At 30.5% G+C, this 15,271-nt stretch carries 13 protein-coding genes and 10 tRNA genes; 2 read left to right on the top strand and 21 right to left on the bottom strand.

The window, feature by feature from the left end:
* The first annotated feature begins 46 nt into the window (after window positions 1-46).
* On the top strand, window positions 47-283 hold the full coding sequence (locus CPAL_RS14270; RefSeq protein ID WP_082787843.1) for a PH domain-containing protein: 237 nt from the start codon (window positions 47-49) through the stop codon (window positions 281-283).
* 32 nt (window positions 284-315) lie between these two features.
* On the opposite strand, the gene CPAL_RS10505 is transcribed toward CPAL_RS14270, so the two are convergent.
* The 19 genes from CPAL_RS10505 to CPAL_RS10405 all read right to left on the bottom strand — a co-directional run bounded on the left by CPAL_RS10505 (window position 316) and on the right by CPAL_RS10405 (window position 10,640).
* Window positions 316-1,410: an ATP-binding protein gene (locus tag CPAL_RS10505; protein WP_061857906.1), complete on the bottom strand. Its 1,095-nt coding sequence runs from the start codon at window positions 1,408-1,410 to the stop codon at window positions 316-318.
* A 749-nt stretch (window positions 1,411-2,159) separates the two neighbouring features.
* Window positions 2,160-2,420 carry a helix-turn-helix domain-containing protein gene (locus CPAL_RS10495; RefSeq protein ID WP_061857907.1) on the bottom strand — a complete coding sequence of 87 codons (261 nt, stop codon included), beginning with the start codon at window positions 2,418-2,420 and terminating at the stop codon, window positions 2,160-2,162.
* Window positions 2,386-3,060: a response regulator gene (locus CPAL_RS10490; protein WP_061857908.1), complete on the bottom strand. Its 675-nt coding sequence runs from the start codon at window positions 3,058-3,060 to the stop codon at window positions 2,386-2,388. Before CPAL_RS10490 ends, CPAL_RS10495 begins: the two co-directional genes overlap by 35 nt.
* Window positions 3,053-4,660: a Spo0B domain-containing protein gene (locus tag CPAL_RS10485; protein WP_061857909.1), complete on the bottom strand. Its 1,608-nt coding sequence runs from the start codon at window positions 4,658-4,660 to the stop codon at window positions 3,053-3,055. Before CPAL_RS10485 ends, CPAL_RS10490 begins: the two co-directional genes overlap by 8 nt.
* 327 nt (window positions 4,661-4,987) lie before the next feature.
* Complete coding sequence (locus CPAL_RS10475) at window positions 4,988-5,965, bottom strand: 2-keto-3-deoxygluconate permease (RefSeq protein WP_061857911.1); 978 nt, start codon at window positions 5,963-5,965, stop codon at window positions 4,988-4,990.
* 69 nt (window positions 5,966-6,034) lie between these two features.
* Window positions 6,035-7,207: an NAD(P)-dependent malic enzyme gene (locus CPAL_RS10470; protein WP_061857912.1), complete on the bottom strand. Its 1,173-nt coding sequence runs from the start codon at window positions 7,205-7,207 to the stop codon at window positions 6,035-6,037.
* A 366-nt stretch (window positions 7,208-7,573) separates the two neighbouring features.
* Window positions 7,574-7,650: transfer RNA gene (locus CPAL_RS10465), tRNA-Arg, on the bottom strand.
* A 12-nt stretch (window positions 7,651-7,662) separates the two neighbouring features.
* Window positions 7,663-7,736 (bottom strand) — tRNA-Gly (locus tag CPAL_RS10460).
* Window positions 7,737-7,763: 27 nt separating this feature from the next.
* Window positions 7,764-7,839, bottom strand: a tRNA-Lys gene (locus tag CPAL_RS10455).
* Window positions 7,840-7,843: 4 nt separating this feature from the next.
* A tRNA-Gln gene (locus tag CPAL_RS10450) sits at window positions 7,844-7,918 on the bottom strand.
* 9 nt (window positions 7,919-7,927) lie between these two features.
* Window positions 7,928-8,003: transfer RNA gene (locus CPAL_RS10445), tRNA-His, on the bottom strand.
* 16 nt (window positions 8,004-8,019) lie between these two features.
* Window positions 8,020-8,095 (bottom strand) — tRNA-Lys (locus CPAL_RS10440).
* Window positions 8,096-8,100: 5 nt separating this feature from the next.
* A tRNA-Arg gene (locus tag CPAL_RS10435) sits at window positions 8,101-8,177 on the bottom strand.
* A 5-nt stretch (window positions 8,178-8,182) separates the two neighbouring features.
* Window positions 8,183-8,256, bottom strand: a tRNA-Gly gene (locus CPAL_RS10430).
* Window positions 8,257-8,262: 6 nt separating this feature from the next.
* Window positions 8,263-8,337 (bottom strand) — tRNA-Gly (locus CPAL_RS10425).
* 6 nt (window positions 8,338-8,343) lie between these two features.
* Window positions 8,344-8,419: transfer RNA gene (locus tag CPAL_RS10420), tRNA-Pro, on the bottom strand.
* A 123-nt stretch (window positions 8,420-8,542) separates the two neighbouring features.
* Entirely contained in the window at window positions 8,543-9,013 is a 471-nt protein-coding gene (locus CPAL_RS10415) for a metallophosphoesterase (protein WP_061857913.1), read from the bottom strand.
* A gap of 11 nt (window positions 9,014-9,024) precedes the next feature.
* Window positions 9,025-9,621, bottom strand: a complete 597-nt coding sequence (locus tag CPAL_RS10410; protein ID WP_061857914.1) for an XTP/dITP diphosphatase — start codon at window positions 9,619-9,621, stop codon at window positions 9,025-9,027.
* A 35-nt stretch (window positions 9,622-9,656) separates the two neighbouring features.
* A complete protein-coding gene (locus tag CPAL_RS10405) occupies window positions 9,657-10,640 on the bottom strand; it encodes an AIR synthase family protein (protein ID WP_106024573.1) in 984 nt (327 codons plus the stop codon).
* A gap of 90 nt (window positions 10,641-10,730) precedes the next feature.
* On the opposite strand from CPAL_RS10405, the gene CPAL_RS10400 reads away from it, so the two are divergent.
* Window positions 10,731-12,107: a hypothetical protein gene (locus CPAL_RS10400; RefSeq protein ID WP_061857916.1), complete on the top strand. Its 1,377-nt coding sequence runs from the start codon at window positions 10,731-10,733 to the stop codon at window positions 12,105-12,107.
* A gap of 8 nt (window positions 12,108-12,115) precedes the next feature.
* On the opposite strand, the gene CPAL_RS10395 is transcribed toward CPAL_RS10400, so the two are convergent.
* Complete coding sequence (locus CPAL_RS10395; protein ID WP_106024572.1) at window positions 12,116-13,684, bottom strand: peptide ABC transporter substrate-binding protein; 1,569 nt, start codon at window positions 13,682-13,684, stop codon at window positions 12,116-12,118.
* Window positions 13,685-13,828: 144 nt separating this feature from the next.
* Window positions 13,829-15,259, bottom strand: coding sequence for an Asp-tRNA(Asn)/Glu-tRNA(Gln) amidotransferase subunit GatB (gatB, locus tag CPAL_RS10390; protein WP_061858055.1), 1,431 nt, complete (start codon window positions 15,257-15,259; stop codon window positions 13,829-13,831).
* Between the last annotated feature and the right edge of the window lie 12 nt (window positions 15,260-15,271).

The raw sequence follows: 15,271 nt of genomic DNA, 5'->3' as shown, positions 1-15,271 counted from the left end.
GAGGATTAGAAGTACTTCCAATCCTTTTATGAGGTGAAATTAAACTATATTATTTGACTTCTTATGCTTTACAAATAAGAGATTAATTTTTGTTGATAAGGACTTAAGTTTTAAAGAACTAAAAACTACAATAGTTATTATTCCATACGATAAAATACATGGCACTGGATTAGTAAAAAATGAAAAAGTATTTGCTTTTACAGATGAATTAATACTATATACTAAGGCAAAGAAGTATGCTTTGAATTTAATCTTAAATTTAGCCATTGGCTTAATAAAATAACTATATTACAACTTAGTGTATTTATTTTGATACTATACTTTTATATTATTTTTCTCTAAATAATCCTCGTAAGTTATTTCTCCAATCTTCTTATAGCTTTTTACATTTAGAATCTTCTTTAACTTATCAGCTTCATTTCTAGGTCTCTGATATGTTATAGTAGCAAAATAGCCACCTTTTATTTTCGGTAATGCCTCTTGTAAAGCCTTTCTCATATAATTCTTAAGCTCTTTGTAAATTGGATTGCTTGTATCTAATCCTTCCTTTATAGTATTAAAAGGCGGTGCTTCTTTTAATATTTTTATATATGCATATCCTCTAAGTATATCATATTTTGAATCGCTACTAATATCCCATCCTGTCAATTCAGTTTTATCAGCACTAACAACTAATCTATCATTTACTTTAACATACCAGCCAGACTCATTATAATTAGGTATATCCTTCTTAATTATAATTTCCGCTGTATAATTTCTACAATCGATTGAATACTTTAATATTTCAGTCTCACTGTCCCTTGATGAAATAGTAATCCCTCTGCCATTTACAATAATTTTAATACCTCTTCTTATATCATTCTCATATGTCTTAGATATAGTATCTATTAAATTTTTAATAAACTGTTCATCGGAAAAACTATCTTTAGCTTCATCAGTTAGTTTATTAATTTCAATTTTTGTTCCAATTTTTTTATGATTATCATTTATTCCTGAATCTTTAAAAAGTATATTCCACTCTTTACTTTTACTCCACTCATCAACATCTAAAAATAAAGAAAAAAAATCTTCTCTTGTAGCTGATTCCACATAAATCATTTTTCCTATTTTAAAGAATGCCCTTTTCATACCAATACCATAATGTCCTATGGAGAATTGTCTTGTGTTTTTACCTTGGCTATTCCCAAATTTAAAAGCATAGCTTTTAGCTGACTCCTTTGAGATTCCATCACAATTATCTTCTATAATGAAGCATTTTTTATTTAATGTTAGTCTAATTTCAAATGTTGAAAAATCTCTATCTGACTTACGTGCAGCATCAATAGAATTATCAATTAAATCTAAAACAGTTCTGTCAAGTTTAATATCCCTTGTCAGTGCATTTATAAAAAACTCCTTAGTTGGTTCCATGTGAACAATTTCATTATTAATAATAATCACCTAAATTATATTGATTATATTATAATCTATTATTGTTTTAGCTATTTTATTACATCATTATATAAAAGACGCTATATTTTTTAATTTCAATAGTTTAGCAAGTCCTTTTATTCACATAAAATAAGTATAAAAATTTTTCAAATAAAAAGCTTGTCAGAAATTTTCTCTGGCAAGCTCAAAAATATTACTAGCTATTTATCTTTATTGGTTTTTCTAACATCAACAATGCTAGCAACCTCTTCTATGTAATCTATGTTTTTTAATAATCAATTTTAAAAATATAACTAGAAATAACATCTAACATATACTGCATTGCAATATGTGATAAAAACTGAGATATTATATTTCTTAAATTTTTTTATTACTTATATATAAATGATGCTTTATATAATCTGGAACCACATTTTTCCAAGCCCTCCTATCCAAATTATTTCTATTCCTTTTTATATAATATTTCTGCAATAGTTGGTAAAAACGTAGCCCTTCCTGAATACGACAAAATAATAGCTGCATGATTTTTGTTAGAAGCAACTGCGGTGCATCGTTGTTCATAAAAAGATTTAGAACAATTAATCATTCTATCAATTGACCGCATTTTATCTTTAAAGTTTTCTGCAACATTAATGTTATGTGCATGAGCATGTTTATTATATTATATTAATATTAGACTATTATCTTTATTTTCTAGAATATAAAACCTCAATGAATTCAAATAAATATTAAAAAGATTCTCCTATATGTTTCTCAAACCATTTGTCTACTTCTGAGCTAATTATTAAATACTCCATTCCTACAAACACACATGGAAAATCCTTTTGATGTATTATCTTATAAGCATTGTTATACCCAATGTTATATTTCTCTCTAAACTCTTTTATTGTTATATCTTTTTCTTCCTCATGTAGATATTTAAAAACATAATCATATCCTGAAACTTCAACTACATCAAATTTTATAATATTTATATTGTGGCCTACCAACCCTACCGTATTCTACAAATTTATCTACTTTATTCTCTCTTTGCATATATTCAAGATATCTTCTAACTGTTACTCTTGCTATACCTAATTTTTCTGCCAAATCCTCTGCTGTAAAATGTTCATAATTACTTTTTTCTATTTCATCCAATATAGCCCTATATGTATATTTATTAAGTCCCTTAACAAAATCATTTTCATCTTGAGCAATATTAGGACTAGACATTAATTTATCTAGTTCCTCTTGTTCAATCACATCATTGTCTTTAAATTGATTATGTCTCCCCTTAAATCGAATAAGTGATTCTTTAAATCTTTCAAAACTAAAAGGCTTTATAAGATAATCTACAACTCCATATCTAAAAGCCTCCTGTACTCTTTCAATTGTTTTATCTGCTGTAATTAAAATAATATCTATGTCTAACTCTTGTCCCCTTATCCACTTCAATAAATCAATCCCGTTTTCCTTAGGAAGATACACATCAAGTAATATTAAATCTGGCTTTTTAATCGATATAAATTTCTTTGCATCATTAAGATTAGAAACTGCTTTATATAAAATAAATCCTTCTATCTTTTTCAAAAACTTAGAATTTATCTCCATAACCATAGGGTCATCTTCAATAATCATTACATTAATCAAGCTTATCACTCCTTGTCATTGGTATTGTTATATTCCAAATGACGCCATTATTCACATCAAGTTTTATTATGCCATTAGATTCATCAATTATTTTCTTTACTATATACATTCCATAACCACGTTGCCCATCTTTTGTTGAAAAACCTCGTTCATATATTTTTTCTTTAAATTCAACAGAAATTCCACCACCATTATCCTTAACTATTATATTTAAAAATTCTTCATTTTGGACTATTTTTATATATATTAATCCAGTTCCATCATTTTTAACTTCATCTAAAGAATTTTCTATTAGATTGCCTAAAACCGATACAATTTCTTCAGATGTAATATTCTCTGGTAACTTTGTAAGTTTTGAATCTTCATCTATTTTTAGCTTAACTCTACACTCTTCAGCTTTGATATATTTTGATAATAATAAAGCTGATACAGAAGAGTCTTTTATATTCTGTGTTAAAATATTGCTTATATTGTTTCTACTTTTAGTTATATCTGAAATAAATTCAAGTACTTTATCATACTCTTCCAGCTGTATAAGCCCTGAAATAGTATGAAGCTTATTCATAAATTCATGATTTTGAGCTCTTAAAGACCATGCCATTTTTTTTACACCTGTAAGTTCTTCTGCCATTTTAGTTATCTCTGTTTTATCTCTGAAGCTAGTAATAGCTCCTATAACCCTTTCTTTATTCATCAAAGGAACTATATTAGTTATTATTATGGTGTTATTTATCCTCTGTTCTACCTCAAATTCCGGCTTACCTGTTTTTAACACATTCATAATACGTGTATCAGGAATAACCTCTTCTATGTTCTTCCCAGTAATATTCTCTTTTTTAATATTATCCTCAAAGTGTAAGATTTTTAATGCCGAATTACTTATAAGAGTGATTCTGCCCATATGATCAACTGATATTAACCCTTCATGAATAGTATTAAGAATTGCCATTTTTTCATTATAAAGCTTTGTTATTTCTTCAGGCTCCAATCCCATCAAAGTATTCTTTATGTTATTAGCTAATAAAACTGCTCCTATTATACCTGTCGTAAGCCCGACTAAACCAATCAAAATTATATACAAAACAGCTGTATACTTAGCCTTCTCAATGTCATTAGTAAGTGTACCTACGGCAACAAAGCCTATCTCTTTTTTATTTTCTTCATCATATATTGGAGCAAAGGCTCTAAGAGCCTTTCCGAGTGTTCCTGTAGCCTCAGAGATATATGCTTCTCCTTTTTGAATTGCTCTATACTGATCTCCTCCCACGAATTTTTTACCTATCATTTCATGGTTTGGATGAGAATATCTAATTTCATCACTGTCTGCTATAATTATATAGTCAACCAATTCTAAATTCTTAAGCTGCGTATTAACGTAGTAATCAATTTTTTGGTTTGGATCTCTAACCTTTAACTCATCTATTATCTCTCTAGAATGTGCTACCATTTCAGCTACATTCATAATATTAGTTCTGACCTTGTTTTCAATATTTCCAGTTGCCCATGAGATTACAAATAAAATAATTATAGATATAGAAACAAATACTACTGTAACAACCAATAATATAATCTTTGTTTGCAGCTTCATCGCTTTCTTCATATTTATCTCCTCAATCTTAATGCATACAAATTTAATTTAGTTTATATGTAAATGACTTAAAAAAACACGAAATAATAGAAAACCATGCATGCGTCTAGAAGAATTAATAGTAATAGATTTAATTCTATTATATACCATTTCCTCTACCATGTCCTCCATCTTTCCGTGTAGATTAATTATTGTTATAAATCGCAATTTATAAATCGCAATACTAAATGCAACACTTATTATTTTTAACCATAGTCTCAACCCTCCTGTGTACTGCCTTTATTTTCAATTTATATCACCCGGTGATTTGAAACTATGGCTTCAATTTTTCATATTATATTAAAATTTACAATCATTTTTATGATGTAATAGCTTTTTCGTTTTGTTATCTTTAAATTTAAATGCATAAGAAACAATAAATGGACAAATCAATGCAGATACTACACATGCTGCTGCAACTTGAGCAGTAGCTCTTGATGCTATGGCAGCAAATGCTGGGTCTAATGCTGCAACAACGCCTGGTGTAGCTACAGCATTTCCGGCAGTTGATCCTGTTCCTAATCCAATTCTTGGCTCTTCTTTAAATAATTTAAGAAGAATATATGGTCCTATTCCTGTAAATACAGATATTACACCTAATAATATACCAGGTCCTCCGGCATTTATAATAGTTCTAAGATCCATTCCTGCACCTAATGGAAATGAGAAAAATGGAATTAACAATAACTTACTACTTCCAAGAAAAGTCCTCATATCAGAATCAATATTTCCTAAAATCATTCCTACTGCTATTGGAATTATAACTGCAATAAGTGACTTAATAGGAACTTGTGCAAGTCCTGATGCACCTAATGCGACTAATGTAAAAAATGGACCATCTTTTAAAGAGAATAAAGCATAAGCACCTACATCTGTCTCATCTCCATACTCTGAAGCGAGTGATGCATATAACCCACCATTAGAATTTGTTAATGCAGCTATAATAGCTAATGGCGATAAACCCAATACTCCACCATACCCAAAAGCTTTTCCAACAAATATACCAATACCAGCACCTACAATAAACTTTCCTGCTATTAATATTGCACCCTTTTTTAGTGCCTTTGGTGCTAATTTAAAATTAATTTGTGAACCAATTAAGAACATAAAACAAGCTAAAATAGTTGTTGATGCTTTTGGGCCGAATAATGCTGTTGTAAAACCACCAATTTGTAAAAATTGTGGAAAAAATGTATTAACTAAAACTCCTAAGAAAAGCGGAACAATCATCATACCACCTGGAATTTTATCGATTGTTTTCTTAATTGGAATTTGCATTTATATCCCTCCATTTATTTTAGTCATATATTAAATTTGGTCATCGTTAAATAGATAACTTTATTGTTTTTATATTCTTGCTACTCCGCTTTTTCTTGCTGCTTTTTTTACAGCTTCAGCAACATTAACAGCTACATTTCTATCTAGCGCATTAGGAATTACATTATTCTCATTTAAGTTTTCATTTTTTATCATAGAAGCTATAGCATAAGCTGCCGCTATTTTCATTTCTTCATTAATTTCTCTTGCCCTAACATCCATAGCACCTCTAAATACTCCTGGGAATGCTAATACATTATTAACTTGGTTAGGAAAATCTGAGCGTCCAGTACCTATTACTCTTGCCCCTGCTTCTTTTGCTTCATCTGGCATTATTTCTGGAATCGGATTTGCCATAGCAAATAATATAGCATCTTTATTCATTGATCTCACCATATCTCGATTTACTATTCCAGGTACTGAAACTCCTATAAACACATCCGCACCTACTAATGCATCAGCTAAAGTTCCCCTAATATTATCTGGATTAGTTGCCTTTGCAAGTTCTTTTTTAGTTTCATCCACATTTTCTATTCCTCTGTAAAGAATACCAACTTTATCACATACAATTAGATTCTTTACTCCTGAGGCAAGTAATAATTTGGCTATAGCAGTTCCTGCAGCTCCTGCACCATTTACGACAACCTTTATATCTTGTATTTTTTTATTAACAACTTTTAAAGCATTTATTATTCCTGCAAGAACAACTATTGCAGTTCCATGTTGGTCATCGTGAAATACAGGTATATCAAGCTCTTTCCTTAACCTTTCTTCAATTTCGAAGCATCTTGGAGCTCCAATATCTTCTAGATTAATTCCACCAAAACTTGGGGCTATAAGTTTAACAGTCATAACGATTTCATTAACATCCTGAGTATCTAAACATATAGGAAATGCATCAACGTCTGCAAATTCTTTGAACAAAATAGACTTTCCTTCCATAACAGGTAATGCAGCTTTTGCGCCTATATTTCCTAGTCCTAGCACCGCTGAACCATCTGTAACTACGGCTACCATGTTTCCTTTTGAAGTGTATTTGTATACATTTTCTTCTATTTCGTAAATTCTTCTGCAAGGTTCTGCCACTCCAGGAGTGTAGGCAAGACTTAAATCGTCTTTTGTCTGTACCTTTACTTTTGATACTACACTTACCTTACCTGCATTTTTTTCATGAAGCTTTAAACTTTCTTCAAAATAATTCATTCAAACCCCTCCGATTTATTTTTATATAGAAATTAATAATTCCTTATTGCAAATAAATAATAATATAAAATATTGATTGTTTAAATATTTTGAATATTAAAAAAATATTATGTTCATAAAGAATACTTTGTTAATTCATTAACCAATCCTTTGTTATTTTTAGTAAATGATTGATGCAAAAACAAGGAATATCTAAAATAACTAAAAAGATTTAAGAAAAGTGTTTTTAAGAACGATACTTGAACTTTAGATGGGATAGAATTATGAGAAAAGCTTTAAAGTTACATCTTCAATTTTTTAACACAACACAAGCTATGTCACATTTAATAAAAAAAGGCTTTCCTAAACTTAGGAAAACCTTATAATTGGTGCACCCAACAGGATTCGAACCTGCGACCTCCGGATTCGAAGTCCGTAACTCTATCCAGCTGAGCTATGGATGCAAAAAATATAAATGGAGCGGGTAAGGGGAATCGAACCCCTGTGTTCAGCTTGGAAGGCTGACGTTCTACCATTGAACCATACCCGCATAAGTAATAAATATTTATTAAATTAATGGTGATCCACCGGGGAATCGAACCCCGGACAACTTGATTAAAAGTCAAGTGCTCTACCGACTGAGCTAGTGGATCATAATGGCTGGGATGGCAGGATTCGAACCTACGCATGTAGCAGTCAAAGTGCTATGCCTTACCGCTTGGCGACATCCCAATTTTTTAATGGGGTGAACGAAGGGACTCGAACCCTCGACAACCAGAACCACAATCTGGCGCTCTACCAACTGAACTACGTCCACCATAAACATTCCATTTTGGTGCGCCATCGGGGACTCGAACCCAGGGCCCACTGATTAAGAGTCAGTTGCTCTACCAACTGAGCTAATGGCGCATATTTGGCGCGTCTTAAGAGATTCGAACTCCTGACCCACGCCTTAGAAGGGCGTTGCTCTATCCAGCTGAGCTAAAGACGCATATTTGGAGCGGGTAAGGGGAATCGAACCCCTGTGTTCAGCTTGGAAGGCTGACGTTCTACCATTGAACCATACCCGCACATTCTGGAGCGGAAGACGAGATTCGAACTCGCGACGTTCACCTTGGCAAGGTGACGCTCTACCACTGAGCCACTCCCGCTCATTTTGGTCGGGGTAGCAGGGCTCGAACCCGCGGCCTCATGGTCCCAAACCACGCGCGCTACCATCTGCGCTATACCCCGAAAATTTACTTGTAATCTGTCGATTAAGCTTTGTAGTTTTAACTACTTGCCTTGGCGACATTGATTATTCTACACTATATTTAAATCCCAGTCAATACTTTTTTTTAACTTTTTTATATTAATTTATATTAAATATATGGATGGTCGTATTTCTGTATCTTCTATCTCTATAAAAGCAATGCTTCTTTGTCCATCTCTTGGTAAGGAAGCACTGCCTGGGTTTATAATCCATATACCATCTTCAAAATTTATTTCCGAAATATGAGTGTGACCAAATAAAGCTATATCTGCTCTCACTTCCTTTGCCCTATCTTTTAGATGCCATATGCCACTTTTTACATCATATTTATGTCCATGAGTCACTAAAACTCTGAATCCATTAATATTCTCTACTTTTTCAATAGGAGATCTTGTAGTAAAATCACAGTTTCCTCTCACACTTATGATTTTATTTTTATATATTTCTTTCAGTTCATCTATATCTGCTACGTTATCACCTAAATGTATTAATATATCTGCCTTTTCTACAATATTACCGACTTTCTTTATTATTGTACTATTCCTATGGGTATCACTAACTACAGCTATCAACATGATAACACCTCCTATAGATATTTCTTCAACTCTTCCTTTAGCTTTTCAAGTGCTCTTGCTCTATGACTTATAGAATTTTTTTCTTCCTCACTCATCTCAGCCATAGTCTTATTAAACTCTGGGACATAAAATAATGGATCATATCCAAAACCATTATCTCCTTTTTCCTTTTCAGTTATATATCCTTTTATCTCACCTTGTACATTTATAATTTTGTCCTTATCTATAATTAATTCCATAGCACAGATAAATTTACCGCTCCTCTTGCTAAATTCTACGCCCTTTAATTTTGAAAGCAACTTCTCATTATTCTTTTTATCATTTCCATGTTCCCCACTATAGCGGGCAGAATATACTCCAGGTTCCCCATTTAAAATATCAACAGCTAACCCCGAATCGTCTGCCAATACCATAGAATTCTCTACAACTTTATATATCTCACTTGCTTTTATATGTGCATTTTCCATAAATGTTGTTCCATTTTCTTCAACATCTATATTAATCCTCGCTTCTTTTAATGAAAGCACTTCTAGGGGAAATTCCCTTAATATCTGTTTAATTTCTTTTATCTTATGTTCATTATTACTTGCTACAATAAGTTTTCTCATATACTCTTCATCCCCCTGAACTTGTTTTAAATTTATTATAACTCTAATACTTTGAAAAGTTCATCACTTTCTGGTGGGTACACTAATTTTTTTTCATCCTTCTCTACTAAAACTTTACCTTCTTCCGTAATCTCCCCTATGACGACTGCATCTACCCCATTTTCCTTTAACCTTTTAACTAAATCACTACCATTTTTACAAGTAATAAGCATACTTCCTGAAGATATAAACCTCAGTGGATCAATAGAAAATAATTCACAAATCTTTTTGGTTATATTAGAAATTGGGAGTAAATTTTTATATATGGTAAATCCTACCTTACTTCCTTCTGCCACTTCCCACAAAGCCCCTAGTAAACCACCTTCAGTTATATCGTGCATAGAGTTAACTCCAAATTGTCCTGCTATTTTTCCTTCTTTAACAACACTTATTTTTTTAATATAATTCTTAGCTTCATCTATCTCTTCTTTAGTGAGTATATTCTTTATTTTGTCATAGTAGTCATTAACTAAAATATATGTACCTTCAAGGCATAACTGCTTTGTAACAATTATATCATCTCCCTTTTGAGCTCCCCTAGTTGATACAGCCTTTCCCGATTTTGTCTTGCCTATAGTTGTACACGAAACTACAATTCTATTTACTGCATCCGTAACCTCAGTATGCCCTCCTAACACTTCCATATTTAATACTTTACTCTCCTCATGTATTTCTTCCATTACTTTTTTAATCTCTTTTAATTCGGTTTTAGGAGGTACTAAAATAGTTACAAGTATACCTAAAGGTTCCACCCCGCAAGAGGCTATATCATTAGAATTTATATGTACAGCAAGCTTTCCTATATTGCCTTCAGCCCCTGTTATTGGATCTGTTGACATAACACATTCATATTCTCCAAAATTTATAACACAGCAATCCTCTCCAATGCCGCTTCTTATTCTTACATCTTTTCTTAAAGAACCTTTATTATTGGATATTATTTCATTTAAATCTTTCCAATCAAGTTTACCTATCTTCATGAAAATCTCCCCTTAAATTTAAAAAATTATCATCATTTATTATACATTCTCATATTATTTATATAAGGATTAATTTATGGTGGTGTAGATATGTTAAGATATATAGGACCCTTTCTGCGAATGAATAAGCTTAGCTTAGAACAAGTGGAAAGTCAATTATTCCACTTATCTAAGGAAAGTATAAAACAATTAGTATTTAATTCAAAATGTGGAATTATTTTAGATCCTAAAGAATCTAATCTAAAAAACATACCTAACATAGATATTAGCACAATAAACCTAAACTCTCCACTTTTATGTATATATAAGAAAGCTAATCCAAAATTAAAAAGTAAGAATAATAAACTTTATTGGGATGAAGATGACTTTAAAAAAGATATTAACATATCCAGCAACGGATATATGACCTTAGCTCTTTTAGAACTTGCAGATTACTATAAAAAGTTCAAAGATATAGATAAAAAAAAGTATGCTTTAAGCAATGCATATGTCGAACTAGCTAAGAAACAGTTGGAATTTTATGCTTCTAATCTTAGAAACTTAGAAGGAGTTTTTGTAGATAAAAAAGATTGTACTGATCCTTTAATTGGTAAGCTTAAAATCAAAGATAAGAACAAAGGTTTCAAGTTCTGGGAACAAGCTCTTCTCATGAATGCTTTTTATAAGTGCTCCACTTACTTAGAAGGAGAAGCTAAAGAATCATATAAAAATTTCTCTTTAGATATTCTAAATATGTTTTTGGAATTTAAAGATGAAATTTACGATATCTCTTTTGAAGATAGGTGCAATTTATGTCTAAATCTAAATATTTTTTATACCTACTCAAAAATAGAGGATGTTAAACCTCTTATTTTAGATGTATTTGATTTATTATATGAAGAATATAGTAATTCCTTATCAGACGATAAGATTCAGTATCTTTGCCTAATGTACTTAAATTCAGCTTTTCTTTTTAAACATACAAACATGTTCAAATTTAAAAGAATAAGCAACAAAATTAATGATATTTTAAAAAACCATTATGACAAAGACTTGTGTATGTTCATAAAAGCTACAGAATCTAAAGAAATAAAATTCTCCTGTGATGAAATCGTACTATATTTAATTTCTATGATCTATCAATACCACCTAGAGGATGATGTTGATGAAAAAATTATTACAGACGTATTTAAGTCGCAACTAATTGATTCTGGAATAGTATTAAGCTGGCCTGACATACCTACATTAGATGATGTTGAACATTATAAAGACTTTAGCTCAAAACCAGAAAATCTACTAGATGACCAATATTTTAAATTACCTACCATACCAACTCCTGAAATGAGTGAATTCGCACCTATATTTATTAAATATGTAGTTTATAATAAGGAAAAGCATACCTTTAAAGCCAGAAAATCTAGTTTTGATAGTAGAAAAAATCTTAATTTATTTTTCTTAATACTTTACACTTTGAGTAAAACCCCCTAAATAGGGGGTTATTTTAATTTTTCAGCATATATCTTTTTTAAAATTATATTTCCCCTTTTATTTATTTCTACACCATTTATATAAGCTTTTTTGCATAAAACAGTTTTATAAAATCCAATTGGTATACAAACCACATCCTCCATTAAAATTTTCTCAGCTTCTTTGAATCCCTTTATCATTTCATCATTATTATCCATAACTTTTGATCTTAATACATTATTATCAAATTCAGAATTCTTATATTGACTTATATTTTCAGATGAGTTACTAATCCATCTCTCTAAAAATGCATATGGAGAATCGTAATCTCCCATATAATTTGTAAGGAACATATCATAGTCCCCATTATATGTAATTTCTTTTAGTTCCTGATGGCTATATCCTTTAGCCGTAATCTTAATTCCTACATCTTTTAAACTTTTAACAATATGATCTGCTATTTTCTTATTAACATCATTGTTGTTACAATATACTAAGCTTATATTTTCTCCTTCATATTCGCTGTTATATAGCATATCTTTTATATCATTTGCACTTTTTTTAATATCCAATTCATCTTCTGTTCTATTCATTCCTTTAGTATTTGAAGGTATATAAAATGATGCTTTTTCTAAAACAGTGTTAAGTTCCTCTAAAATTTCTTCTTTGTTAATTGCATATTTTACTGCCTTTCTAAAGTTAGAATTAGATGCAATTTTATTTTTATCTAAGTTAAAGTTTAAGCTTATTCCTTCTCTATAAAATTCTTTAACTATTTTTTCATTTTGATTTATATTCTCTATTTCCCTAAAAGGAACATTGGTTAAAATATCAATATTATTATATTTATAGCTTGCTAAAGCAAAGGCAGCATTTTTTTCACTTCTTATATGAATTTTTGAAGCTTTTACATTTTCTTTATCCCAATATTTATTGTTTTTCTTAAGAGAAACTTCTCCATTTTCATATATATTGTCAATTATAAATGGTCCAGAATATTTTATCTTCTTATATTCTTTTTTCCATTGTCTTAAATTATAAAAATTCTCTTTTAATGATAGTGCAGGATTACTGATTATATCTAGAAAATAGCTACAGGGATAATTAAGCCTTATTTCCAATTCCTCATCACTTTTATTTGTAATTGCCACTCCATTAAAATCTATTTTCTTATCTGCATAATCTTTAGCTCCAAAAATACATTCAAGCTGCTTAGCATAAATATTATTTTCTTCTCTTAATATTCTGGCAAAAAACTCCACAAAATCCTTAGCAGTTATCTTGCTTCCATCACTCCATGCAGCATTTTCCCTTATTTTAAATGTGTAAGTTAATTTATCTTTTGATACTGTCCATTCTGAAGCTAAAGCAGGAATAATGTTGCCTTCTGAATCCACAGATACTAATCCTTCAAATAAAGCTAAGATTAGATCTTGCTGCCGTATGCTTCTACTGCTTAGCATTAATAAATCATCAGGAAGGCTTTCCATATTATATACTATATAATCTCGTTGATTTTGACTGTATACTTTTTTTTGTACGCATCCACAGCTTATACACATCATAATACTTAAACACACACATATAATCTTTTTCATTTTATTAATCACCATTTTATACAAGATATATCTTAATTATTGCCATATAATAAAAAAAATAAACAAAATATTGCTAATAAATACACATTAACAATACTTTGCTTATTACTTAGAAATACGTGTAAAATTCTTTCAATTAAAACATTATACCTTATTTAGTTCTTGTAATATGAGCCTATTAACTATTTTAGGATTGCTTCTTCCTCCTGTACTTTTCATCACCTGTCCTACAAAATATCCTAATATCTTAGTTTTACCATTCTTATATTGCTCAACGTTTTCTGGATCTTCCTCTAAAACCTTCCTTACTATTTTTAGTATTTCTTCTTCATCATTATTTTGAATTAACCCTTTTTCTTCAACTATAGCCTTAGGCATTTTCCCTCTATAAAACATTTCTTCTATAACTATTTTGCCTGCAGAATTAGAAATAGTTCCTTCATTTATGAGTTTAATAAGTTCTGCAAGATATGCTGGAGTAAACTTAACATTCTTAATTGAAATATTTTCTTTATTTATAAGTCTTGAAATATCCCCCATTATCCAGTTGGATGAAGCCTTTGCATCACAGCTTATCTTTGCTGTTTCCTCAAAAAAATCTGCTAAATCATTGCTGCTAGTAAGAATGGAAGCATCATATCTTGGAATATTAAATTCCCTTACAAATCTTTCTTCTTTTTCATGAGGTAGTTCTGGAATAGTTTTTCTGATTTCATCTATCCATTCCTCTGAAATATTTATAGCCATCAAATCTCCTTCTGGAAAATATCTATAGTCGTTGGCTTCTTCCTTACTTCTCATTGATACAGTTATATTATTATCTTCATCCCAGCGCCTCGTTTCTTGCTTTAAATTCTCTCCTTTCTCTATTATTGATATTTGCCTTTTGTACTCATATTCTAAAGCCTTTTCTAATGCTTTAAAAGAATTCATATTTTTTATCTCACATTTAACTCCAAAATCACTACTTCCCTTTTTTCTCACTGATATATTGGCATCGCACCTTAAGGATCCTTCCTCCATTTTGCAGTCTGAAACTCCAATAGCTTGAAGTATACCTCTTAATCTTGTAAGATATAAAACCGCCTCTCTTGGACTTCTCATATCAGGTTTTGATACAATCTCAATAAGAGGAGTTCCTGCTCTGTTAAAATCTATTAAAGTTCCTTCATCAGTATGAATAAGTTTTCCCGCGTCTTCTTCTATATGTATTCTTTCTATTTCTATTTTTTTCTTTTCTCCACTAACTGGTTCTATTTCTATATATCCATTTTCACATAATGGATAATACATCTGAGTTATTTGATAATTTTTAGGAGCATCTGGATAAAAATAATTTTTTCTGTCCATTCTAGTGGACTTATTTATTGTGCAATTAAATGCTAGTCCTGCCTTTATTCCATACTCCACAACCTTTTTATTTATTTTAGGAAGAGCCCCAGGAAGTCCTAGACATATAGGACATACTTGAGTATTTGGCTTTTTTCCAAATTCTGTGGCACATCCACAAAATGCCTTAGTTTTAGTTGAAAGTTCCGAATGAACTTCAAGGCCTATAATAGCTTCAAATTCCATGTTCTCACCTTC

This window comes from Clostridium thermopalmarium DSM 5974 (assembly GCF_002995795.1).
Classification (GTDB): domain Bacteria; phylum Bacillota; class Clostridia; order Clostridiales; family Clostridiaceae; genus Clostridium_H; species Clostridium_H thermopalmarium.
Note: the sequence above shows the minus strand (reverse complement) of the source record. Positions and strands in the feature narration are given on the sequence as shown.

What these genes read in the sequence shown, in the direction of transcription:
- CPAL_RS10505 (WP_061857906.1), bottom strand. Translation starts at nt 1,410, where the DNA reads ATGGAACCAACTAAGGAGTTTTTTATAAATGCACTGACAAGGGATATT.
- CPAL_RS10485 (WP_061857909.1), bottom strand. Translation starts at nt 4,660, where the DNA reads ATGAAGAAAGCGATGAAGCTGCAAACAAAGATTATATTATTGGTTGTT.
- CPAL_RS10475 (WP_061857911.1), bottom strand. Translation starts at nt 5,965, where the DNA reads ATGCAAATTCCAATTAAGAAAACAATCGATAAAATTCCAGGTGGTATG.
- CPAL_RS10470 (WP_061857912.1), bottom strand. Translation starts at nt 7,207, where the DNA reads ATGAATTATTTTGAAGAAAGTTTAAAGCTTCATGAAAAAAATGCAGGT.
- CPAL_RS10415 (WP_061857913.1), bottom strand. Translation starts at nt 9,013, where the DNA reads ATGTTGATAGCTGTAGTTAGTGATACCCATAGGAATAGTACAATAATA.
- CPAL_RS10410 (WP_061857914.1), bottom strand. Translation starts at nt 9,621, where the DNA reads ATGAGAAAACTTATTGTAGCAAGTAATAATGAACATAAGATAAAAGAA.
- CPAL_RS10405 (WP_106024573.1), bottom strand. Translation starts at nt 10,640, where the DNA reads ATGAAGATAGGTAAACTTGATTGGAAAGATTTAAATGAAATAATATCC.
- CPAL_RS10400 (WP_061857916.1), top strand. Translation starts at nt 10,731, where the DNA reads ATGTTAAGATATATAGGACCCTTTCTGCGAATGAATAAGCTTAGCTTA.
- CPAL_RS10395 (WP_106024572.1), bottom strand. Translation starts at nt 13,684, where the DNA reads ATGAAAAAGATTATATGTGTGTGTTTAAGTATTATGATGTGTATAAGC.
- gatB (WP_061858055.1), bottom strand. Translation starts at nt 15,259, where the DNA reads ATGGAATTTGAAGCTATTATAGGCCTTGAAGTTCATTCGGAACTTTCA.